This is a genomic window from Pseudarthrobacter sp. O4, from assembly GCF_050157025.1.
Classification (GTDB): Bacteria; Actinomycetota; Actinomycetes; order Actinomycetales; family Micrococcaceae; genus Arthrobacter.
The window spans coordinates 2,614,878-2,635,214 of sequence record NZ_CP189591.1; the positions used below are offsets into that span (position 1 = coordinate 2,614,878).

Sequence of the window (20,337 nt, forward strand, 5' to 3'; positions counted from 1 at the left end):
TGATATCGAGTGATAGCGTGACGCGTATGCACGTTGAAGTTCCCGCAGTCCTGCGCGCCCTGGCAGCGGGCTTCACAAAGTTCATCAGAGCGTTCGCGCCACGCCACCCGGCGCAGGTGATCGTGCTGGGTTTCGCCGGTGCGGTCGCGGCGGGAACCGGGTTGCTCCTGCTTCCGGTGGCCAAGGCCGGCGGAGGCGGCGCCACTTTCCTGGAGGCATTGTTCACCGCCACCTCTTCGGTGTGCGTGACAGGCCTCATTACCGTTGATACTCCGGTCTTCTGGAGCGGCTTCGGCCAGGTGGTCATCCTGGTGCTGATCCAGATCGGCGGCTTCGGCGTGATGTCCTTCGGCACCCTGCTCGGGGTGCTGACCGCGCGCCGGCTCGGCCTGAAGTCCAGGCTCTCAGCAGCCGCCGAAACCAAAAGTGACGGACTGGGCGACGTCCGCCGGGTGCTGCTCGGCGTGCTCCTGATCAGCCTGGCAGTTGAGGCCGGCTTGGCCCTCATCCTGACGGCCCGGTTCATGGCCGGCTACGGCTACCCGCTCGGTGAGGCCCTGTGGCACGGCGTATTCCACTCCGTTTCCTCCTTCAACAACGCCGGGTTCGCACTGTACTCCGACAACCTGATGGGTTTCGTCGGCGACGCGTGGCTGTGCCTGCCGATAGCCGCCGCCGTGATCATCGGCGGGCTCGGGTTCCCGGTCCTCTTTGAACTGGGCCGCCAGTACCGGCGTCCGATCCACTGGAGCATGAACACCAAACTCGTCCTGGTGGGTTCAGCCGTCCTGCTGGGAGGCGGCACCGTCTTCCTCACCGCCGTCGAATGGTCCAACCCCGCGACGCTCGGCGGCCTTCATCCTGCGGAGCGCGTGCTGGCAGGTTTTTTCCAGTCCGTCATTACCCGGACTGCAGGCTTCAACAGTATTGACATAGCGCAGATGCGCCCCGTCTCCTGGATGGGGATGGACATCCTGATGTTCATCGGCGGCGGCCCGGCCGGTACCGCCGGCGGCCTGAAGATCACCACGTTCGCCGTGCTGTTCTTCATCCTCTCCACCGAGCTGCAGGGTGGCACGGCCGTGAACGTCTTCGGCAAGCGGCTGTCCCGGGCGGTGCACCGCCAGGCCATCACCGTGGTCCTGCTGGCGATCGCGCTCGTCACCGGGTCGACGATGTTCCTGATGATGATCACGGACTTCGGGCAGGAGCGGATCCTGTTCGAGGTCGTCTCCGCCTTCGCCACCGTCGGACTGTCCACGGGCATCACCGCCGGGATCCCTCCTGCCGGTCAGCTGGTGCTGATTCTGCTGATGTTCGTCGGAAGGCTGGGCCCGGTCACGCTGGGCGCCGCCCTGGCCCTCCGTGAACGCCCCATGCTTTACGAGTACCCCAAGGAAAGGCCGCTCATTGGCTAGGAATATCTTCTCCACGCGCCCCGCTGGCACCATCGCCAAGGCGTCATCCGTGGTGGTCATCGGCCTGGGCCGCTTCGGCGGTTCGCTGGCGCTGGAGCTGGAAGCCCAGGGTACCGAGGTGCTGGGCATCGACGCCAACGAGGAGATTGTGCAGTCCTTCAACGGCCGGTTGACCCATGTGGTCAAGGCCGATTCCACCAAGGAGGAAGTGCTCCGCCAGCTCTCGGTCCACGAGTTTGACCGGGCGGTGGTGGGCATCGGCTCGGACCTTGAGGCCAGTATCCTCACGACGTCGAGGATTCTGAAGTTCCGCCGTCCGCAGATCTGGGCCAAGGCCATCAGCGAACCCCATGCCGAAATCCTCGGCCAGCTCGGCGTCGAACACGTCATCCGCCCGGAACATGACATGGGAAAGCGCGTCGCCCACTTGGTCCTCGGCTCGATCCTCGACTACGTGGAGTTCGAGGACGACTTCGTGATGATCAGGACCAGCCCGCCCGCCAGCGTCCGCGATCGCCCGCTCGGCGTGCTCGGACTCCGGGAGAAGTACGGTGTCACGATCGTGGCAGTCAAGCGCCCCGGCGGGACGTGGGGCCACACGACGGCGCAGACCGTCCTCTACGACGACGACCAGATCATCGTCCAGGGCAGCAAGGCGAAAGCCGAACGGTTCAGCACCATGCCCTGACCCCCTAGACTGGATGCAGGTGCGCCGGGAAGTCTGGTCGGCATAGTTCTGTCGACCCAACTTTTAGGACCCCGCATGAGCACCACACCGCGTTCCACACCGTCTCCCGTCCCGCCGCGTTCCACCATCTTCGGCCGCGGCAGCTACGCCGAATCCCTGCGGATCGGGGAGATCCTCCGTAAGGAAACAGTGGGCGGCGCCCTGCTGGTGGCGGCGGCCGTGATCGCCCTGATCTGGGCCAACTCGCCGGCGTCCGGCGGCTACTTTGCCCTCCGGGACTTTAAGATCGGCTACGAGCCCTGGCACCTGGAACTGAGCCTGGGGGCCTGGGCCGCCGATGGGCTGCTTGCCATCTTCTTCTTCCTGGTCGGGCTCGAGCTGAAGCGGGAGTTCGTGGCAGGGGACCTGCGGCAGCTGAACAAGTCAATCGTTCCCGTCGCCGCGGCAGTCGGCGGAGTGGTTGTCCCAGCGCTCATCTACGCCGCGGTCAACCTCGCCAGCCCGGAGACCCTCCGCGGCTGGGCCATTCCCACGGCCACCGACATCGCCTTCGCCGTCGCGGTCCTGGCCATCATCGGCTCGCACCTGCCGAGTGCACTGCGCATTTTCCTGCTGACCCTCGCCGTCGTCGATGATCTGCTCGCGATCAGCATCATCGCGGTGTTCTACACGAGTGAACTGCACCCGATGCCGCTGCTGCTGGCGCTGATCCCGCTGGGCCTCTACACCTTCCTGGCGCAGAAGTACCGGCGCTTCTTCGGGACCAAGCCCGCTGCGGCCTGGCTGATCCTGCTGCCCCTCGGCGCGGCCACGTGGGCGTTGGTTCACGCCTCCGGCATCCACGCCACGGTGGCCGGCGTCCTGCTCGGTTTCGCCATCCCGGTGATCCGTTCCAAGGCCAGCGGCGGACCGGAAGCCGGACCTGGCCTTGCGGAGGTATTCGAGCACAGGTTCCGGCCGATCTCCGCCGGAGTGGCCGTTCCGATCTTCGCCTTCTTCTCGGCCGGCGTCGCGGTGGGCGGCTGGGAAGGGCTCGGTTCGGCGCTGACGGATCCCGTGGCCATCGGCATCATTCTTGCCCTCGTTCTGGGCAAGCCGGCCGGCATCCTCGGAATCACCTGGCTGCTCACCAAGGTCACAAGGGCGCGGCTGGATGATTCGTTCAAGTGGATCGACGTCTTCGGAGTCGCGCTCCTGGCCGGCATCGGCTTCACGGTGTCGCTGTTGGTTGCAGAGCTGAGCTTCGGCCAGGGCAGCAGCCACGACGACCACGCCAAGGTGGGGATCCTCGCGGCGTCCCTGCTGGCCGCACTGCTGGCCGCCGTGGTGTTGCGGACCCGGAACCGGCAGTACCGGAAGGCAGAGGAAGACGAGAAAATCGACTCCGACCATGACGGCATCCCGGACGTCTACCAGCAGGACAGCTCTCAGGGATAGCCCGGGTGGCCGCTCCGCCCAGTGCGGACGCGGGAGGCTTGCATCCTGCCGTCCAGGTCTTCTGCCGCCCCACTCCGGGGCTTGTATTCATACCCTCGGGGGTATCATGGGTGTAGAGAGTCGCCGGGTTTCCGGCACCGCGAAAGGACAACCATGAAGAGCATCTCCGTCAAAGAACTGGCAGCCATGGGACAGGACGCCGCAATCGTCGACGTCCGCGAGGATGACGAATACGCGGACGTCCGGGTGGCGGGCACCAAGAGCATCCCGCTTTCCCGCTTCGCGCAGTCCCTGGCCGAGGTTCCTGCCAGCGGCACCGTTTACGTGATGTGTGCAGCCGGCGGCCGGAGCGCCCAGGCCGCCGCCTACCTCGAGGACCAGGGATACGACGCCGTCAACGTCGCCGGCGGCATCAACGAGTGGCAGCTCGACGGCCTTCCGGTCGTTCGCCGCTGAGCAGACCCGCTGAGAAGACCCGCTGAGCAGACCCGCAGGAGTGGACCATGGATGTCATTGTCATCGAGACCCGGCAACTGGGGAACCGCAGCTACCTCGTCCATGACGGTTCGGTGGCGCTGGTCATAGATCCGCAACGGGACACGGACCGGGTCGAAGCGGCCGCCCGGGACGCCGGGGTGACCATCACGCACGTGGCCGAGACCCATCTGCACAACGACTACCTCACCGGGGGCTTCGAGCTGGCGAAGGCGCACGGCGCGAGCTACCTCGTGAACGCCGCGGACCCCGTGAAGTTCGAGCGCCAGCCGATCACGGACGGCCAGACCGTCCGGGTGGGTTCGCTCACGGTCAAGGCCGTCGCCACGCCGGGGCACACGCACACGCACCTTTCCTTCATCGTGGACGACGGCGTGAAACAGGCCGTCTTCTCGGGCGGCAGCCTGCTCTACGGCTCGGTCGGCCGCACGGACCTCGTTGCGGCCGCCGACACCATCGGTCTCACCCGCGAGCAGTACTCCTCGGTGCGGCGCCTGGTCCAGGAGGCCGCAGCGGACGCTGCCCTCTTTCCGACCCACGGCTTCGGCTCCTTCTGCTCCTCCGGTCCGGCCAGCGGTGCGGGATCCTCGACCATCGGCGAGCAGTTGACCACGAACCACGCCCTCACGGACCCGGATGAGGACCACTTTGTCCGCGAACTCCTGGCCAACCTCACGGCCTACCCGTCCTACTACGCCCACATGGCCGTGACCAATGCCGGCGGCCCCGGCCCGGCGGAGTTGGCCGTGCCCGAATCGCTCGACCCCGCGGAGCTCACCCGGCGCCTGGCGAACGGCGAGTGGGTGGTGGACCTGCGGCGCCGCGTGGCATTTGCCAGCAACCACCTGCAGGGCAGCGTGAGCTTCGAGTACGGCAACAGCTTCAGTACCTACCTGGGCTGGATCCTGCCGTGGCAGGAGCCCCTGACTCTGGTCGGACCGCACGAGGACGTGGAGCACGCCATCCGCGACCTCTCCCGGATCGGAATCGACTCCCCGGACGCCGCCGTCGGCACTGACCCGCACACGCTGGCACCCCGGACCGCCGTCGCCTCCTATCCGCGGGTGGGCTGGGACGGCGTGCTCGCGGGCCGAAATCCAGCAGACACCGTCCTGGATGTACGCCGGGCCGACGAATACGCCGCGTCGCGGGTTGCCGGCGCCGTGAACGCCCCGCTCCATGAACTGCTGCCGCGCCTGGACGCACTGCCCGCGGGGAAGCTGTGGGTGCACTGCGCCTCCGGGTACCGGGCCGGCATTGCCGCCAGCCTCCTTCACCGCGCCGGCAGGGACGTGGTCCACATCGACGCCCGGTTCGGCGACGCCGGGGCCGCCGGCGTCCCGATGGACATGTCCCACGCGCACCGCGGCTGAGCGAACTGCGGAGCCGGCGAAACACAGGGGCGCCGGGCCGCGTTCTCTGGCAGAGTATGACCATGCTCACAGTAATCGGCGAGGGCCTTGTTGACGTGGTCCAGCAATCCTCCGGTAGCCAGGCCCACGTGGGCGGAAGTCCCCTCAACGTCGCGGTGGGCTTGGCCCGGCTGGGCCATCCGGTGCAGTTCATCGGCCGCTACGGCCGGGACGCCTACGGCGAAGCGCTGGCGGCGCACCTCAAGACCAGCTCCGTGCTGCTCCCGTGGGGGCCCGATAAGCTGCCTACCAGCGTGGCCACCGCCCTGATCGACGACGACGGCGCCGCCGGCTACACCTTCGACCTCGCCTGGGAGCTGCCCGGCCTCGCGGACCGGCTGCCGTTCATGCTGCAGGGCACCACCTTGCTGCACACCGGCTCGATCGCCACGATGCTGTCGCCCGGTGCCGCGGAAGTGCTGGCCGCCGTCGAGCATGCCCATCCCTCGGCCACCATCAGCTTCGATCCCAACTGCCGGCCCAGCATCATCACGGACGTGGACTACGCCCGCCGGCAAACCGAAAAATTCGTCACCCTCGCGGACGTGGTCAAGGCCTCGGATGAGGACCTCGAATGGCTCTATCCTGGTGAGGATCCGCTGGATTCAGCCCGCCGCTGGCTGTCGCTGGGCGGCTCGGAAGGCCCGGCCATGGTGGTGGTGACACGCGGCGCGGAAGGGCCCTGGGGTGTCAACGCTTCCGGCGAAGCGCACTGCCCCGCTCCCGCGGTGACCGTGGCGGACACGGTGGGCGCCGGGGATTCCTTCATGGCGGCGCTGCTGTCCGGCGTGGTGGATCTGGGCCTGGACGGGGCCCAGAACCGCAAGGACCTCCGGGAGCTCTCCGCCGGAAGCCTCCGCGAACTCCTGTCCCACGCAGCGTGGGCGGCCGCGGTGACGGTCTCCCGCGCCGGCGCGAATCCGCCTACCCGGGCGGAACTGAACCGGATGGAACTGGGGGCGCAGGCTCCGCTTCCCGCGGATTCCGAGTCCGCCGATCCGGAAAGTGCCGATCCCCCAACAATTGAAAGGCAGCCATGACACGCCAGGACGCCCCGACCTTCCACGTCAGCAGCGAGTCGTTCCAGGACGGCGCGACCCTTCCGCCGGCCCAGCGCAGCGGCAAGATGCGCGCCGGCGGGCAGGACGAGTCCCCGCAGCTGGGCTGGAGCGGCGCCCCGGCCGGAACCCGGAGCTACGCCGTGACCATGTTCGACCCGGATGCCCCGGGCCGCGGCGGCTTCTGGCACTGGGCCGTGCTGGACCTTCCGGCCGAGGTCACCTCGCTGCCGGCGGGGGCGGGCGCGGAGGGCGGCCGGCTGCTCCCGCCGGGGGTCAAGCAGTTGAAGAACGACGCCGGTTTCCACGGCTATCTGGGGGCCGCGCCGCCGCCCGGCCACGGCCCGCACCGCTACATCGTCACCATCCATGCCCTCGACGTGGAGCACTCCGGACTGGAGGCGGGCACCTCCCCGGCCAGCCTCGAATCCAGGCTCGCGCGGCATACCCTGGCCCGGGCCACCCTCACCGGAATCTTCGAACGCCACTAGCTACCTGGGCGGCGCCGGGCCCGTGGTGGCCTCCCGCGGTCCGCCCCGTTTCGACGCGCACCCCTCCCGCGCCCCGAAATCGCCGGAGGCCTGCGGATTCGCCGTAAGCCTCCGGCGAATCCGCAAGCCTCCGGCGAATCCGCAAGCCTCCGGCGAAGTCGACGCCGCCCGCCCCGCCCGCGCCGCCCACGTAGACTGGCAGTATGCGGCTGGTAGCAAGTGACATTGACGGAACGATTCTCGGCCACGACGGCAAGATCAGTGACCGCACCGTGCGCGCGTTCCATGCCTGCCGCGAAGCCGGGGTCGAACTGGTGTTCGTCACGGGACGCCCGCCGCGCTGGCTGCGCCCGCTGCAGGACCGGTTGGGGCACACCGGAACCGTCATCTGCTCCAACGGCGCCGTCGTCTGGGACCTCGAAGCGGACCGCATGGTCTCGGCCCGGGCCCTGGAGCTCGACGCCGTGTTCGAGGCCCGCCGCATCATCCAGCGCCTCCGCCCCTCGGCACTGTTCGCCGCCGAGACCCTGACCGGCTTCCACCTGGAGCCGGGGTTCATCGAGAACGGCTCCAGCGAGCTGCTCGCCGAGTTCACCCCGGCGCCGCTGCACAGCACCCTCACCGCGTCGGACGCGGTGGTGAAGTTCCTCGCCGTTGTCCGGGAAGGCACCGCCGACGAGTTCCTCGCCGAAGTGTCGCCGGCTGTCGCGCACCTGGCCGCGGCCACGCACTCGGCGCCGAACATCGCCCTCCTGGAACTGTCCCTGCCCGGCGTCAACAAGGCCGTCACGCTCGCCGAATACGCTGCGTCGCTCGGCGTCGAGTCCGGCGACGTGGTGGCCTTCGGGGACATGCCCAACGACATCGAGATGTTGCGCTGGGCCGGCCACGGGTATGCGATGGCCAGCGGCCACCCGGAAGCCATCCGCGCGGCCGGCCAGCAGGCGCCGCACTTCGACGACGACGGCGTGGCCCAGATCCTCGAGGCCAAGCTCGCAGCCCTGGGTGTCCGGCTTCCCTGACCGGACTGCCCGCCGGTGTCCGGTCACCGGATTCCCAGCTTCCGGTCAACTCGCGTTCACCTTGGCCTCCTAGGCTGAGAGCTCGCGACGGATCGTTCAACTGATGGTGGGGAAATCATGGCCAGGTACCGCATTGAAAGCACTTACGAACAGCCACTGCGCAGGGTCGAACCGGACACCCGTTGGAAGAGCCTGCGCCAGGGCGACAGGGTCAGCGTCCGGATGGCTCCCGGCTACGAGACCACGGGCCTGATCCACGCCGTCACGGAGGATCACTCGGCTGTCTGGGTAGACCTCGACGGCGGGCGGGGACGCGCGCTGCTGCACTGCAGCGACGGCGTCGAAATCCTCCCGCCCGCCCTCCTGACCAGCCTCCTGACCCGGTCACCGCCAGGGGCGCCGGGGCTCCGGTACGCTTCAGGAGTGACGACGTCCCACCCGTATTTTTCCGCCGGCGGAGCCCCCGACGCGCCCCTCGCCATGGCTCACCGCGGCTTCTCCCAGGCCGGCCTGGAAAACTCCATGGCCGCCTTCGGCGCCGCCGTCGAGCTCGGGTTCCGGCACCTGGAGACGGACGTCCACACCACCGCCGACGGCGTGCTGGTGCTGTTCCACGATGCAACATTGGACCGGGTCACGGACGGCAGCGGCCGGATCTCAGAACTGCTGGCGGAGACGGTCGCCCGGGCCAGGATCGGCGGGGCGGAGCCGATCCCGCTGTTTGAGGAACTCGTCACGGCCTTTCCGGACGTCCGGCTGAACGTTGATGTCAAAGACTCGAACTCGGTGGACTCCCTGGCCGCAGCGATCGAGCGGTACGGGCTGCATGACCGGGTGCTGATTGCCAGCTTTTCGGACCGCAGGCGCCGCGCCGTGCTGAAGCGGCTCAGCCGTCCCGCCGCGAGCTCTGCGGGAATCGTGTCCAGCGCCCTGTTCGTCCTGCTGGGCCCGGTGTTGCCTGGCCCGCTGATGCGGCTGGTCGCGGCGCGTGTGCTCCGCGGCGTTCACGCGCTGCAGGTGCCGGTCAGCTACGGCGCCGTGACCGTGGTGACGCCAGGCTTTGTGCGGCGCGCCCACCGCCACGGCCTGCAGGTGCACGTCTGGACCATCAACGAGCAGGCCGAAATGCACCGGCTGCTGGACCTCGGCGTGGACGGGATCGTCACGGACCGCGCCGACCTGCTCAAAGCGGTGCTGCAGGAACGCGGCGAGTGGCGGCGCTGACGCCCGCGCCTCGATGCAGGCACCGGGCTCCGGCGGACAGCTCCGTCATCAGCGGCGCGAGCTCCTCGACGAGGTCGCGGACGAAGTAGCCCAGCCCTCCCAGCCGGCCGCCGGCACCGGTCCCGCAGCCGGGCTGGCAGGATAGAGCCATGCGCATCCTCATCGCCCCGGACAAATTCAAGGGCTCGCTCACCGCCATCGAAGCCGCCGCCGCCATCGCCGAAGGTGCCTTGCGCGTCTACCCCGACGCCGAGACCGTCCAGTTTCCGATCGCCGACGGCGGCGAGGGAACCCTGGAGGCCGCCGTCGCGGCCGGGTACGAGGAGCGGCTCAACGCCGTCGTCGGCCCCATCCTGGCGCCCATTGGCGCCGCCTGGGCCCTCCGCCTGGATGCGTTCGGCGGCGGCACCGCCGTGATCGAAACCGCGCAGGCATCCGGCCTGGCGCACATGGAGCCGACCCCGGCCAACGCCCTGCGCGCCCACAGCTACGGCTGCGGCCAGCTGATCGCCGCTGCCCTGGATGCCGGCGCCACGGAGATCGTGCTGGGCGTGGGCGGCTCGGCGATGAGCGACGGCGGCAGCGGGGCGCTCCGGGCCCTGGGCCTCAAGCCGCTGGACGCCGCGGGCAACGTGGTGCCCCTGGGCGGCGGCTCGCTGGCAGATGTCGCCTCCGTGGATGTCAGCGGACTCGATCCCCGGCTGGCCGCGGTCAAGTTCCGGATCGCCGTCGACGTGCAGAACCCATTGTTCGGAAGCGACGGAGCGGCGCACGTCTTCGGCCCGCAGAAGGGCGCCGACGAGGACGCTGTGCAGCTGCTCGACGCGGGGCTGCGGAACTGGGCCTCGGTGCTGCGCCAGGCCACCGGCCGGGACGTCAACGTTCCGGGGGCCGGGGCGGCGGGCGGATTCCCGGCGTCGTTCCTGGCCTTCAGCAACGCCGCCCTCGAAGGCGGCTTCGAGCTGGTGGCCGGACTCACCGGCCTCGGAGAAAAACTCGCCCAGGCGGACCTCGTCATCACCGGGGAGGGGTCGCTGGATTCGCAGTCGCTCACCGGGAAGGCGCCGATTGCGCTCGCCGACGCCGCCCGGGATCTCGGCATCCCGGTGATCGTGGTGGCCGGACGCATCCTGGTCACCCCGGAGGACCTCGCCCAGCATGGTGTGGTGGCCGCCGCGCAGCTGCTGGACCTCGCGGGAAGCCCGGACGACGCCGTCGCGAACGCCGCGAAGTACCTCGCCTGGGCCACCAGCCAGGTCCTGGAAGGCGCCTGACGCCTCCGGCGTTCGCCGTCGGCCGCGAGCTCTGGAAGGCGCGTAGCCACGCGGACACTCATACCGCGGCGGTTGAAGGTTCACCACATCAACATCGTCGATCGCCCGATGATGCGCAAGGCCCTGGGCGGCACCATCGTGGGCAACACCATGGAATGGTACGACGTCGGCGTGTTCGGCTACCTCATCACCACCATGGGCCCGGTCTTCCTGCCGGAGGCGGACAAGACCGTGCAGAACCTGTTCCTGCTGGGGACCTTTGCCGCGACCTTCATCGCCCGTCCGCTCGGCGGCGTGTTCTTCGGCTGGCTGGGTGACAAGATCGGCCGGCAGAAGGTGCTGTCCATGACCCTCATGATCATGGCGGCGGCCACGTTCGTCGTCGGCCTGCTCCCGGGGTACTCGGTCCTGGGAATATGGGCTGCCGTGCTGCTGGTGGCGACCAAGCTCGTTCAGGGCTTCTCCACCGGCGGCGAATATGCGGGCGCCACGACGTTTGTCAGTGAACACGCCCCCGACAGCCGCCGCGGTTTCTTTGCCAGCTTCCTTGACCTCGGAAGTTATATGGGCTTCGCCCTCGGCGCTGCCCTGGTTTCCGTGCTGCAGGTCACGCTCGGCCAGCCCGCCATGGAGGGCTGGGGCTGGCGGATCCCCTTCCTGATCGCCGGGCCGCTTGGGATCGTGGCCATCTACTTCCGCCTGAAGATTGAGGAATCTCCCACGTTCCAGGCCACCCTTGACGCACGGACTTCAGGGGAGGCTGAAGGGGCGGTCGAGGCCAAGGGTCCGGTGGCAATTATTGCGTCCCACTGGCAAAGCATCCTGTTGGCGATAGTCCTGGTCGCGGCCGCCAACACGGTGGGCTACGCGCTGACGTCCTATATGCCGACTTATCTGACCGCGACCAAGGGCTATGACGAATTGCATGGGACGCTGCTGACGATTCCGATCCTCGTCGCGATGGCTGCGGCCATTCCGCTCACCGGCCGGCTCTCGGACCGGATCGGCCGCCGCCCGGTGCTGTGGATCGGTTCGCTCGGGACCGTGATCCTGGCGGTCCCGGCCTTCATGTTTATCGGCGTGGGGGAGATCTGGTCCACCCTCCTGGGGCTGGCTCTCGTCGCGTTTCCGCTGACGTTTTATGTGGCGAATCTGGCCTCGGCGTTGCCGGCGCTGTTCCCCACGGCCAGCCGCTACGGCGCCATGGGCATTGCCTACAATTTCGCGGTCGCCATTTTCGGCGGTACGGCCCCGTTCATCATTGCGGCGCTCATCGCCTCCTCGGGAAATGACATGATGCCTGCCTACTATCTGGTGGGCACCTCCGCGATCGGCGCCGTGGCCGTTTTCTTCATCAGGGAGACTGCCGGACGCCCGTTGCTCGGTTCCATGCCCAGCGTGGATTCGCTGGAGGAGGCCCACGAGCTGGTCGCGGGCCAGGACTCCAACGAGAACCTGGATCTTAGCAAGATGCCCTTCGATCACACCTACGAGTCACCGGCCCAGGCCGACGAGCGGCAGGCCGGCGAGCGGCAGAACAGAGCAGGAGACCGGAAGACCGGCACGCCGGACTAGGGACGCGCCGTAGGACAGCGAGCGTCCGAGCGGACCGGCCCGGCTCAGGTGCCGGTCTCATAGTGCGGCTCGGCCACCGGCTTGGACTCCGGGGAACCCTTCTCGCGGAGGTAAACCGAGGCGCCCACCAGCACGGCTACGGCCAGGAATTCGCTCTGCCAGTTCTGGAAGGACTCGAACCAGAACCGGCTCGTCGCGAGATACCCCAGAACGGTGACCGGCGGTTGCCCGTGGCTTTGCTGCTCTTCGCTGTACGCTTCACTGCCGCCCACCGCGTGAAGGGCGATGGACATGAGGAACAGCAGCAGGAACATGATCGACAGGGAGTGTTCATAGAGTTTGAGGACCCAGCCGCCGCGCCGCACCGGCCACGGCGTGCTGGCCTTGAGGGGTGCGTTCCGCGGATCCTGATCCTGCGGGACGTCCTTGCCCATCGGCTTCGATTCCGAGGATCCCTTCTGGAAGAGAAAGACCGTCAGGATGACGTACATGCCCATCTGCAGGAATTCTGACTCCCAATTCTCAAAGGTCGCCTCCAGAAATGCCCCGGTCCCGAGGTACTCAAGGACCGAAACGGCTGATTCGCCGTGGGTCACCTGATCCTCGCTGTAGTCGGCGGCCCCGCTGAGGATCATCCCGCCGAAGAAGACGAGGAAGAGTCCGATGTTGGCCAACAGCAGGCCGCGTTCCCTGACCCACTTGCTCATGGTTCCTCCTTGCTCATGGTTCCTCCTGAAGGTGTGCTGCGTTGTGGCCTGCGGTGCCCGTCATGTCATTTCCCGATTGTTTGCCTGCCGGCGGAGCCTGCCCGGCACAAAGACCAGCAGGATGAGCAGGGCCGCCAGCAGCACCGCCCCGGCGGTGAAGCCCGCCGTCCGCCCCGCCGTGACATCGAAGACCAGCGCGGAGGTGCCGACGCTGAGGAGCGCGACGCCGGCCAGGGCCACCTTGGCTATCCGGTCGGCGCTGGACACCAGGGTGGCCTTGAGGCGCAAGCGGAACAGGCGGCGGTGCACGCTCACCGGCAGCAGGATCAGCGCGGTGGTGAGGGCGGCCAGCGCCACGTTGGCAAGGTAGAGGGTGATCTGGACGTCGTCCAGCGTCTCGAACCTCGACTGGAACGGCAGGGTGAGCAGGAAGCCAGCGAGGATCTGCACTCCCGTCTGCAGCACCCGGAGTTCCTGCAGGAGCTCCATCCAGTTGCGGTCCATTTTTTCCTCGACGGACTCGTTTCGTCCGTGTCTGGTGGACTCTTCTGGACCGGGCACTGGCGCACCTCCGGGTGAATGCGGATCGGACTGCGGGGGCAGTTAACACTCAACCTAGGCTTGAGGCCTGCTAAATTCAAGCTGGTACTAAGTCTGCTGATTATTTTCCGGGTGGGCTGGAACTGTTTACTTCGCTGGGATGGTTTCGAGGGGCCGGTTTCGCGCCGGCGGCCGAGGGCCAGCCCGCGGAACTCGCCCCCGGCAAGGGCCTCCGAGCGGCCGTGGGTCCGGGCACATTTCAAGCAAGGTCATCCAGCAAGTCCGTTTCCACAACGATTCCAACAGCAGGAGGAATGACATGACTCAGGACAACCAGCAGGACCCGATCGAAGAAGCCGGCGGCTATGGAACCCCGACGGCGGAGCAGGAAATGCCCGGCGATGACGCGAAGAAGTTCGCACAGCCCCGGGAGGACGAGGCGTTCGACGCCGCAGGCCTGAGCCAGGACAGTCCGGACGGTGAGACCTACCCGGCCGGAGCGCTGGACCTCAGCGAGTTCGGCCCAGAAGACCAGGACAGTGCAGGAGAACCCGGAGCCGGACGCTTCGGAGGAACGGAGGAACAAATGAGTTCAGAAAACGCCAGTTCAGAGCCCGGATTCGACGCCGAAGTGCCTTCCTCGGAGGCCGAGATGGATGGTGCCAACACCGAGCAACCCGACGCCTGGCGGCCGTTCTCCTCGGAACCCGGCCAGGACGCCGCGGGGCTGCCCGACGGTTCCGGCGAGGACCTGCCGGAGAGCAAGGCGCCGAAGGGCAGCGGCGACGATGAGGAACCGTTCGACGCCGGCTAAACCGCCGTCGACAAGTCGCTGCCATCGGCGAAAAAGGCCGGCGCCCTGCCACCATCCGGTGGCCCGACGCCGGCCTTTCGCTTGGTTGCTGCTGGCGTTAGCGCCGCTTCTTCGGCGCGCGCTTCGCGGCGGCGTTCGTGGCGGCCCTGACCGCAGCCACCGTCGCGGGCTCCTCGGCTTCCGGCTCCGCGACCGTGCCGCGGGCCTTCGCGATGGCCTTCATGCCGTGGTAGATCACCAGCGCCGCGGCGGAACCCAGTGCGATGCCGGTGAACTTCAGGTCGCCGATGGTCCAGGTGTAGTCCGCGATGCCGACAATAAGCGCGACGGCGGCCGTCGTCAGGTTCACCGGGTTGGCAAAGTTCACCTTGTTCTGGACCCAGATCTTCACGCCGAGGACGCCGATCATGCCGTACAGCATCGTGGCGGCGCCGCCGAGCACACCGGCCGGGACAGTGGCGATGAGTTCGCCGAACTTCGGCGAGAAGCTGAGCACCACGGCGAAGCTGCCAGCCACCCAGTACGCCGCCGTGGAATAGACCTTCGTCGCAGCCATGACGCCGATGTTCTCCGCGTAGGTGGTGGTGCCTGAGCCGCCGCCCAGGCCGGCGAGCACGGTCGCCGCGCCGTCGGCCATCAGCGCGCGTCCGGAGACGCCGTCGAGGTTCTGGCCGGTCATCGCGGACACGGACTTCACATGGCCGATGTTCTCGGCGACCAGCACCAGCACCACCGGGACGAACAGGCCGACGACGCCGAGGTGGAATTCGGGGGTCTGGAAGTGCGGCAGCCCGATCCACGCCGCGCCGTCCATCTTGGAGTAGTCCACTTCGCCGCGGATCATCGCCACGATGTAGCCGACCACCACGCCGACAAGGATGCTCAGCCGGCCCAGGATGCCGCGGAAGAAGACGCTGACGAGGATGATCGTGGCGAGCGTGATCAGGGCCGTGACCGGGGCGGCGTCGAAATTGTTCTTCGCGGCGGGCGCGAGGTTGAGGCCGATCAGCGCCACGATGGCGCCGGTGACGATCGGGGGCATCAGGCGGTTGATCCAGCCCGCCCCGAATTTCTGCACGACGGCGCCGATGATGGCCAGCCCGACGCCGGCCAGCACCACGCCGCCGAGGGCTCCCGGAACGCCGTACTGCTGCTGCGAGGCCATGATCGGGGCGATGAAGGCGAAGCTGGAACCGAGGTAGCTGGGTACCTGGCCCTTGGTGATGACGAGGAACAGCAGGGTCCCGATGCCGGAAAAGAACAGGGTGGTGGCCGGCGGCATGCCGGTGATGATCGGGACCAGGAAGGTGGCGCCGAACATGGCGACGACGTGCTGCATACCGACGCCGATGGTCAGCGGCCAGGCGAGGCGCTCATCCGGCTTGACGACCCCGCCGGGGCGGATGGACCTGCCGTTGCCGTGGAGCTTCCATTTGGTACCGAGCATGCTCATTGCCGGAGCCTTTCAGAGAATGTGTGGCGGGGCGGGAAGGAATCTTCCGGAGCAACTTTACCGCGCCGGTCTTGCCCGCCCGCTCCGGCGGTGCCGCTGTGCCGGACGTCCTGTGTGCTGGACGTCACGGGGCGCCACGGGAAGCAGACTGCATCAGTTGAAGTTGCAACTATGGACAGCACAAACGCCCTGCTCCCAGGCCGGGCAGGCAAGCGAAAGGGACGCGAATGACGATCGCCCATGATGAAGCAGTAATCGACGCCGCCGCGGTGGACGCCATCTTTGCCGAGGCCCGCACGGCCAACGCCTTCACCGGCGAGGTCACCGATGAACAGGCCCGGGCCATCTACGAGCTCACCAAGTTCGGGCCGACCGCCTTTAACTCGCAGCCGCTGCGCGTGAGCTACGTCCGCTCCGCCGAGGCCCGCGCCACCCTCGTCGACGCCCTCTCGAACGGCAACCGTGCCAAGACGGCGTCGGCACCCCTGGTCGCGATCCTCAGCTACGACACCTCCTGGCAGGAGCAGTGGGACAACTTCCTTCCCGGCTTCAACGCCCCCAAGGCCATGTACGACGCCGCCCCGGACCTGGCCGCGGCCACGGGCAACAACAATGCGCACCTGCAGGCCGGCTACTTCATCCTGGCGGTGCGCTCGCTTGGCTTCGCCGCGGGTCCCATGACGGGAGCGGACTTCGCCGCGATTGACGAGGCGTTCTTCCCCGATGGCAGCCAGAAGAGCTTCCTGGTGGTCAACATCGGCCGGCCCGCTGCCGACGCGTGGGGTGCCGCGAAGCCGAAATTCGCCTACGAGGACGTCGTCCGGACGCTCTGACGCCCTGGCCCTGCGCATTTTGTGGATGCAGGGTGCCTCCGGCACGCCGGGACGCAGGGTTCCTCCGGCTCGCCATGACGCGGAGGTGCCTCCGGCACCATGGGGGACAGGCCGGAGGCACTCGGGACGCATTCTGCGGGTGAGCGCAAGGCCGCATCCGTGCCCACTTCCCAGTCTAGTCCGCATCGGGGCCGATACCACAGGGCGTTTCGCAGGTGGGGTGCCGCCGTCCCTTGGCCCGGCTGCCGTGGCAGACTTTCCCCATGCGGAACCTGATTGTGGTGGCTTTCCTGGAGCCCGTCACCGAGGGGCTCGAATTTCCCCGCGATGACTGGCCGCTGCACGTCACACTGGCCAAGTTCGAGGTAGTGGGTCACGCAGGCGCGCCGGCGTCGGTCCCCGATGCGCTGGCCGAGAGGATTGCCGGACTCATGGCGGCCCCCGTCGCCGCGGCGCTCGGCATCCGTCTGACTGCCGGCGGGGAAGCAGGGTTCGGCAGGTCCGGCTTGATCCCGGTCCGCCTGATCGAGCCCAGCGAACCGCTGCAGGCGCTCCATGAATCGCTGGTGCGGATGGTGGCGGCTGTGCCCGGCAGGATCGCGGCTCCCGCCTACGCCCTGGCGGGCTACCGGCCGCACGTCTCGCACCGCGGTGACAGGCGTGTGCGGGACGGTCAGGTGGTGGTCCTGGACCGGATCGCGCTGGTGGATATGGCGCCCGGCGGCGGGCATGCGACCCGGCGGGTCCTCAAGCTCTGGACCCTTCCAGCGGCATGAGCAGCGTCCCGCGGCCGGTGTCTGGTTCCGCGGCGGTCCCGGCGGTCGATGCCGCGGGTGGCTCGAGGCGAGTCACATCCTCAGCACGCACCATGAAATCCGGCCCGGGGGTGCCATACTTGGGTCACGCGACGCTGCGTCCACAAATGTGGGGCTATTAGGTGCGGACCGGGGGCCACAACATGATGCTTGACACCCTGACCTTGCGAGTCGCTTTGGCGGTGGTTGATTTGACCCTGCTGCTGCTTTTTTATTTCATCACCTTCCGCCGCACCCGATCCACTTACAGCGGCTGGTGGTGCATGGCCCTGTTCCTGTTCTTGACCGGCAATGCAGCGTATCTGTTAGACGGCACCGCCCATCAGGTGTGGGCCAACCCCGGAGGAAACGTACTCCTCGTCGCAGGAGCGGCCAGTATCTGGGCCGGCGCCCGTTCGCTCCGGACCGCGGTTCCCAAGGCATGGCTTCTTGCCGCCGGTCCCGCCGTCACCGCCGTCGCGTCGGTGCTGGACCAGCCGGCCACGAACGTCTGGGCGGGGGGCCCGGCCTATCTGGCGTTCATGGGCGTCCTGATCGGCCTCGCGTGCCGTGAGCTCTTCCTGCTCGACCACAATTTTTCGCGCGTGCACCGCACGCTCGCCGTCGGCTCCGGCATCTTGGCCGTGTTCTACCTGGGCCGCCTTGTTGCCTTTCTGGCGGACGGGCGCGAGGGCCCGGTGTTCCTCTCGATCTTCGGATCAGCGACGACGACCATCTTTTCGGCCGTGATTCTGGTCGTGGCGTCCTTCACCATGGCCGAATTGAGCAATGAGCAGCTGACCCAGGATTTACGGGCGCGGGCGACGGTCGATGGCCTGACCGGTCTGCTGAACCGGACGGCATTCCTTGACCTGGCCGAACACGAACTCAGCCGGACCAGGACCATCGGCTCCTTGGTCCTGGCCGATCTCGACCATTTCAAGGCCATCAACGACGACTTCGGCCATTCGGCAGGCGATGCTGCGCTCAAGGCCTTTGCGGACGCGTGCACGTCCACTGTCCGGTCCACCGACCTCGTGGGCCGGTACGGGGGCGAGGAGTTCATCCTGCTGCTCCCCGGGGTGACGCCGGAGGTGGCCAGCGGAATTGCGGCGGACATCAGCCGCCGCCTGGAGGCGTTGCGGTCCAGCACGATTCCGCGACTCCCGACGGTGAGCTACGGCATCGCGGCCACCGGCCCCGGAAGGGCGGAACTCCCGAAGATGGTGGCCGCAGCCGATGCGGCCCTCTACCAGGCGAAATCGCTGGGCAGAGACCGCTCGGTGCTGGCCAGCCACCTTGAGGAAAAGTCGGCCTGACCGCTACGGCCTGACCCTTAGGAAATGACGCCGTCGACGAGGGCTTTAGCCTCAGCCTGGACCTGCTTGAGGTGATCGGCGCCCTTGAAGGACTCGGCATAGATCTTGTAGACGTCCTCGGTGCCGGAAGGCCGGGCAGCGAACCAGGCGTTTTCGGTGACCACCTTGAGGCCGCCGATCGCCGCGCCGTTGCCCGGTGCTTTCGTCAGCTTGGCGGTGATGGTCTCCCCGGCCAGTTCCGTGGCAGTGACGTCCGAAGGCGACAGCTTGCCGAGGGCGGCTTTCTGCTCGCGGGTGGCAGCGGCGTCGATCCGGGCATAGACGGGGTCGCCGAACTGCTCCGTGAGGCCCTTGTAGAGCTGCGACGGCGATTTGCCGGTCACCGCGGTGATCTCCGAGGCCAGCAGGGCCAGCAGGATGCCGTCCTTGTCAGTGGTCCACACGCTGCCGTCCATCTTGTTGAAGGACGCGCCGGCTGATTCCTCGCCGCCGAAGGCGCCTTCGCCGGACAGCAGGCCCGGGACGAACCACTTGAAGCCCACAGGGACTTCCACCAGCTTGCGGCCCAGGCTTTCTGCCACCCGGTCGATGATCGAGGAGGAAACCAGGGTCTTGCCGATCACGGACTGCGGATTCCAGCCGGTACGGTGGCGGTAGAGGTAGTCGATTGCGACGGCGAGGTAGTGGTTCGGGTTCATCAGCCCGCCGTCCGGAGTAACGATCCCGTGGCGGTCGGCGTCCGCGTCGTTGCCGGTGGCGACGTCGAACTTGGCGCCGTCGGACATGCGGTTGATCAGGGACGCCATCGCCGACGGCGAGGAGCAGTCCATCCGGATTTTCTCGTCCCAGTCGAGGGTCATGAACGCCCACTGCGGGTCGACAGTGGGGTTGACCACGGTGAGGTTCAGGTGGTGGCGCTCGCCGATCTCTCCCCAGTAGTCCACGGACGCGCCGCCCATGGGGTCGGCTCCGATCCGGACGCCGGCCTCGCGGATCGCGTTTAGGTCCAGGACCGAGGGGAGGTCGTCCACGTAGCTGCTGAGGAAGTCGAACTTGCCGGTGGTGCCGGCGCTGAGGGCATCGGCGACGGGAATCCGCTTGACCCCGCGCAGTCCGTTCTCCAGCAGTTCGTTGGCACGGTTGGCGATCCAGCCGGTGGCGTCGGTGTCCGCGGGTCCGCCGTGCGGGGGGTTGTACTTGAAGCCGCCGTCGCCGGGCGGGTTGTGGCTGGGGGTGACCACGATGCCGTCAGCCTGCGGCGCCCCGGCGGGGGAGTTGTTGTTGTGGGTGAGGATGGCGTGGCTCAGGGCCGGGGTGGGTGTGTAACCGTGGCGGGCGTCGATCAGAACGTTCACGCCGTTCGCCGCGAGCACTTCCAGGGCGGAGTTTTGGGCCGGCTCGCTGAGCGCATGGGTGTCCTTGGCCAGGTACAGGGGGCCGGTGATGCCTTGGCCAGCCCGGTATTCCACGATCGCCTGGGTGATGGCCAGGATGTGCGGCTCGTTGAAGGAGGCCTTCAGGCTGGAGCCGCGGTGACCGGAGGTGCCGAACGCCACCCGCTGTCCGGGGTCGCCAAGGTCCGGCGATACGTCGTAGTACGCATCCAGGAGCGCAGTGAGGTCAACAAGGTCTTGGGGTTGGGCAACAGTGCCCGCGCGGCTAGCCATGGCACCAGCATGCCAGACGGGGGGCGGACCACAACACGATTTGTAGGGAATCCGGCCCCTGTGACGCAGAATTTCCTGATCGTCGGAACCGGGCGGCGGTAGTCTGGAGCCAGGGA

20 protein-coding genes are annotated in these 20,337 nt (G+C 67.8%); 15 read left to right on the forward strand and 5 right to left on the reverse strand.

Going from position 1 to position 20,337, the window contains the following annotated elements; translation table 11 throughout:
• Positions 1–26 precede the first annotated feature (26 nt).
• The 9 genes from ACQCSU_RS12135 to ACQCSU_RS12175 all read left to right on the forward strand — a co-directional run bounded on the left by ACQCSU_RS12135 (position 27) and on the right by ACQCSU_RS12175 (position 9,245).
• A complete protein-coding gene (locus ACQCSU_RS12135) occupies positions 27–1,418 on the forward strand; it encodes a TrkH family potassium uptake protein (RefSeq protein ID WP_426975525.1) in 1,392 nt (463 codons plus the stop codon).
• A complete protein-coding gene (locus ACQCSU_RS12140; RefSeq protein WP_426975527.1) occupies positions 1,411–2,106 on the forward strand; it encodes a potassium channel family protein in 696 nt (231 codons plus the stop codon). Before ACQCSU_RS12135 ends, ACQCSU_RS12140 begins: the two co-directional genes overlap by 8 nt.
• 75 nt (positions 2,107–2,181) lie before the next feature.
• On the forward strand, positions 2,182–3,543 hold the full coding sequence (gene nhaA / locus ACQCSU_RS12145; RefSeq protein ID WP_426975528.1) for a Na+/H+ antiporter NhaA: 1,362 nt from the start codon (positions 2,182–2,184) through the stop codon (positions 3,541–3,543).
• Positions 3,544–3,696: 153 nt separating this feature from the next.
• Positions 3,697–3,999, forward strand: a complete 303-nt coding sequence (locus ACQCSU_RS12150; RefSeq protein WP_426975530.1) for a rhodanese-like domain-containing protein — start codon at positions 3,697–3,699, stop codon at positions 3,997–3,999.
• A gap of 47 nt (positions 4,000–4,046) precedes the next feature.
• Positions 4,047–5,411 carry an MBL fold metallo-hydrolase gene (locus tag ACQCSU_RS12155; protein WP_426975531.1) on the forward strand — a complete coding sequence of 455 codons (1,365 nt, stop codon included), beginning with the start codon at positions 4,047–4,049 and terminating at the stop codon, positions 5,409–5,411.
• 62 nt (positions 5,412–5,473) lie between these two features.
• Positions 5,474–6,490: a carbohydrate kinase family protein gene (locus tag ACQCSU_RS12160; RefSeq protein ID WP_426975533.1), complete on the forward strand. Its 1,017-nt coding sequence runs from the start codon at positions 5,474–5,476 to the stop codon at positions 6,488–6,490.
• Complete coding sequence (locus ACQCSU_RS12165; protein WP_426975534.1) at positions 6,487–6,999, forward strand: YbhB/YbcL family Raf kinase inhibitor-like protein; 513 nt, start codon at positions 6,487–6,489, stop codon at positions 6,997–6,999. Before ACQCSU_RS12160 ends, ACQCSU_RS12165 begins: the two co-directional genes overlap by 4 nt.
• Before the next feature lie 203 nt (positions 7,000–7,202).
• The gene (locus ACQCSU_RS12170; protein ID WP_426975536.1) at positions 7,203–8,021 is read left to right on the forward strand and encodes an HAD family hydrolase; all 819 of its coding nucleotides are present in this window, start codon (positions 7,203–7,205) and stop codon (positions 8,019–8,021) included.
• A 423-nt stretch (positions 8,022–8,444) separates the two neighbouring features.
• A complete protein-coding gene (locus tag ACQCSU_RS12175; RefSeq protein WP_426979776.1) occupies positions 8,445–9,245 on the forward strand; it encodes a glycerophosphodiester phosphodiesterase in 801 nt (266 codons plus the stop codon).
• Here ACQCSU_RS12175 and ACQCSU_RS12180 read toward each other — a convergent pair.
• Positions 9,205–9,396 (reverse strand): hypothetical protein, encoded by a 192-nt coding sequence (locus tag ACQCSU_RS12180; protein ID WP_426975537.1) that lies wholly within the window; start codon positions 9,394–9,396, stop codon positions 9,205–9,207. The two genes, ACQCSU_RS12175 and ACQCSU_RS12180, sit on opposite strands and share 41 nt — an antisense overlap.
• Here ACQCSU_RS12180 and ACQCSU_RS12185 point away from each other — a divergent pair.
• Together ACQCSU_RS12185 and ACQCSU_RS12190 are read left to right on the forward strand one after the other, a co-directional pair.
• Positions 9,395–10,519 carry a glycerate kinase gene (locus ACQCSU_RS12185; protein WP_426975539.1) on the forward strand — a complete coding sequence of 375 codons (1,125 nt, stop codon included), beginning with the start codon at positions 9,395–9,397 and terminating at the stop codon, positions 10,517–10,519. The two genes, ACQCSU_RS12180 and ACQCSU_RS12185, sit on opposite strands and share 2 nt — an antisense overlap.
• 60 nt (positions 10,520–10,579) lie before the next feature.
• Positions 10,580–12,094, forward strand: a complete 1,515-nt coding sequence (locus tag ACQCSU_RS12190; RefSeq protein ID WP_426979777.1) for an MFS transporter — start codon at positions 10,580–10,582, stop codon at positions 12,092–12,094.
• Between the two features lie 44 nt (positions 12,095–12,138).
• On the opposite strand, the gene ACQCSU_RS12195 is transcribed toward ACQCSU_RS12190, so the two are convergent.
• Together ACQCSU_RS12195 and ACQCSU_RS12200 are read right to left on the reverse strand one after the other, a co-directional pair.
• On the reverse strand, positions 12,139–12,801 hold the full coding sequence (locus ACQCSU_RS12195) for a DUF6766 family protein (protein ID WP_426975540.1): 663 nt from the start codon (positions 12,799–12,801) through the stop codon (positions 12,139–12,141).
• A gap of 60 nt (positions 12,802–12,861) precedes the next feature.
• Positions 12,862–13,305, reverse strand: a complete 444-nt coding sequence (locus tag ACQCSU_RS12200; protein WP_426979778.1) for a DUF6328 family protein — start codon at positions 13,303–13,305, stop codon at positions 12,862–12,864.
• Between the two features lie 355 nt (positions 13,306–13,660).
• On the opposite strand from ACQCSU_RS12200, the gene ACQCSU_RS12205 reads away from it, so the two are divergent.
• Entirely contained in the window at positions 13,661–14,155 is a 495-nt protein-coding gene (locus tag ACQCSU_RS12205) for a hypothetical protein (protein WP_426975542.1), read from the forward strand.
• Between the two features lie 97 nt (positions 14,156–14,252).
• Here ACQCSU_RS12205 and ACQCSU_RS12210 read toward each other — a convergent pair whose 3' ends face one another.
• Positions 14,253–15,608 carry a uracil-xanthine permease family protein gene (locus tag ACQCSU_RS12210; protein ID WP_426975543.1) on the reverse strand — a complete coding sequence of 452 codons (1,356 nt, stop codon included), beginning with the start codon at positions 15,606–15,608 and terminating at the stop codon, positions 14,253–14,255.
• A 227-nt stretch (positions 15,609–15,835) separates the two neighbouring features.
• Here ACQCSU_RS12210 and ACQCSU_RS12215 point away from each other — a divergent pair, with 227 nt between their 5' ends.
• From ACQCSU_RS12215 to ACQCSU_RS12225, 3 genes are all read left to right on the forward strand, one after another.
• Complete coding sequence (locus ACQCSU_RS12215; protein ID WP_426975544.1) at positions 15,836–16,441, forward strand: malonic semialdehyde reductase; 606 nt, start codon at positions 15,836–15,838, stop codon at positions 16,439–16,441.
• A 263-nt stretch (positions 16,442–16,704) separates the two neighbouring features.
• Positions 16,705–17,217, forward strand: a complete 513-nt coding sequence (locus tag ACQCSU_RS12220; RefSeq protein ID WP_426975545.1) for a 2'-5' RNA ligase family protein — start codon at positions 16,705–16,707, stop codon at positions 17,215–17,217.
• Between the two features lie 182 nt (positions 17,218–17,399).
• Entirely contained in the window at positions 17,400–18,554 is a 1,155-nt protein-coding gene (locus ACQCSU_RS12225) for a GGDEF domain-containing protein (protein ID WP_426975547.1), read from the forward strand.
• A 17-nt stretch (positions 18,555–18,571) separates the two neighbouring features.
• Here ACQCSU_RS12225 and pgm read toward each other — a convergent pair whose 3' ends face one another.
• Positions 18,572–20,221: a phosphoglucomutase (alpha-D-glucose-1,6-bisphosphate-dependent) gene (gene pgm, locus ACQCSU_RS12230; protein ID WP_426975549.1), complete on the reverse strand. Its 1,650-nt coding sequence runs from the start codon at positions 20,219–20,221 to the stop codon at positions 18,572–18,574.
• Positions 20,222–20,337 lie beyond the last annotated feature (116 nt).

Coding starts and splice junctions, on each gene's coding strand:
- ACQCSU_RS12165 (WP_426975534.1), top strand. CDS start 6,487: ATGACACGCCAGGACGCCCCGACCTTCCACGTCAGCAGCGAGTCGTTC.
- ACQCSU_RS12185 (WP_426975539.1), top strand. CDS start 9,395: ATGCGCATCCTCATCGCCCCGGACAAATTCAAGGGCTCGCTCACCGCC.
- ACQCSU_RS12155 (WP_426975531.1), top strand. CDS start 4,047: ATGGATGTCATTGTCATCGAGACCCGGCAACTGGGGAACCGCAGCTAC.
- ACQCSU_RS12180 (WP_426975537.1), bottom strand. CDS start 9,396: ATGGCTCTATCCTGCCAGCCCGGCTGCGGGACCGGTGCCGGCGGCCGG.
- ACQCSU_RS12160 (WP_426975533.1), top strand. CDS start 5,474: ATGCTCACAGTAATCGGCGAGGGCCTTGTTGACGTGGTCCAGCAATCC.
- ACQCSU_RS12200 (WP_426979778.1), bottom strand. CDS start 13,305: ATGGACCGCAACTGGATGGAGCTCCTGCAGGAACTCCGGGTGCTGCAG.
- nhaA (WP_426975528.1), top strand. CDS start 2,182: ATGAGCACCACACCGCGTTCCACACCGTCTCCCGTCCCGCCGCGTTCC.
- ACQCSU_RS12215 (WP_426975544.1), top strand. CDS start 15,836: ATGACGATCGCCCATGATGAAGCAGTAATCGACGCCGCCGCGGTGGAC.
- pgm (WP_426975549.1), bottom strand. CDS start 20,221: ATGGCTAGCCGCGCGGGCACTGTTGCCCAACCCCAAGACCTTGTTGAC.
- ACQCSU_RS12135 (WP_426975525.1), top strand. CDS start 27: ATGCACGTTGAAGTTCCCGCAGTCCTGCGCGCCCTGGCAGCGGGCTTC.
- ACQCSU_RS12205 (WP_426975542.1), top strand. CDS start 13,661: ATGACTCAGGACAACCAGCAGGACCCGATCGAAGAAGCCGGCGGCTAT.
- ACQCSU_RS12170 (WP_426975536.1), top strand. CDS start 7,203: ATGCGGCTGGTAGCAAGTGACATTGACGGAACGATTCTCGGCCACGAC.
- ACQCSU_RS12195 (WP_426975540.1), bottom strand. CDS start 12,801: ATGAGCAAGTGGGTCAGGGAACGCGGCCTGCTGTTGGCCAACATCGGA.
- ACQCSU_RS12150 (WP_426975530.1), top strand. CDS start 3,697: ATGAAGAGCATCTCCGTCAAAGAACTGGCAGCCATGGGACAGGACGCC.
- ACQCSU_RS12220 (WP_426975545.1), top strand. CDS start 16,705: ATGCGGAACCTGATTGTGGTGGCTTTCCTGGAGCCCGTCACCGAGGGG.
- ACQCSU_RS12210 (WP_426975543.1), bottom strand. CDS start 15,608: ATGAGCATGCTCGGTACCAAATGGAAGCTCCACGGCAACGGCAGGTCC.
- ACQCSU_RS12225 (WP_426975547.1), top strand. CDS start 17,400: ATGATGCTTGACACCCTGACCTTGCGAGTCGCTTTGGCGGTGGTTGAT.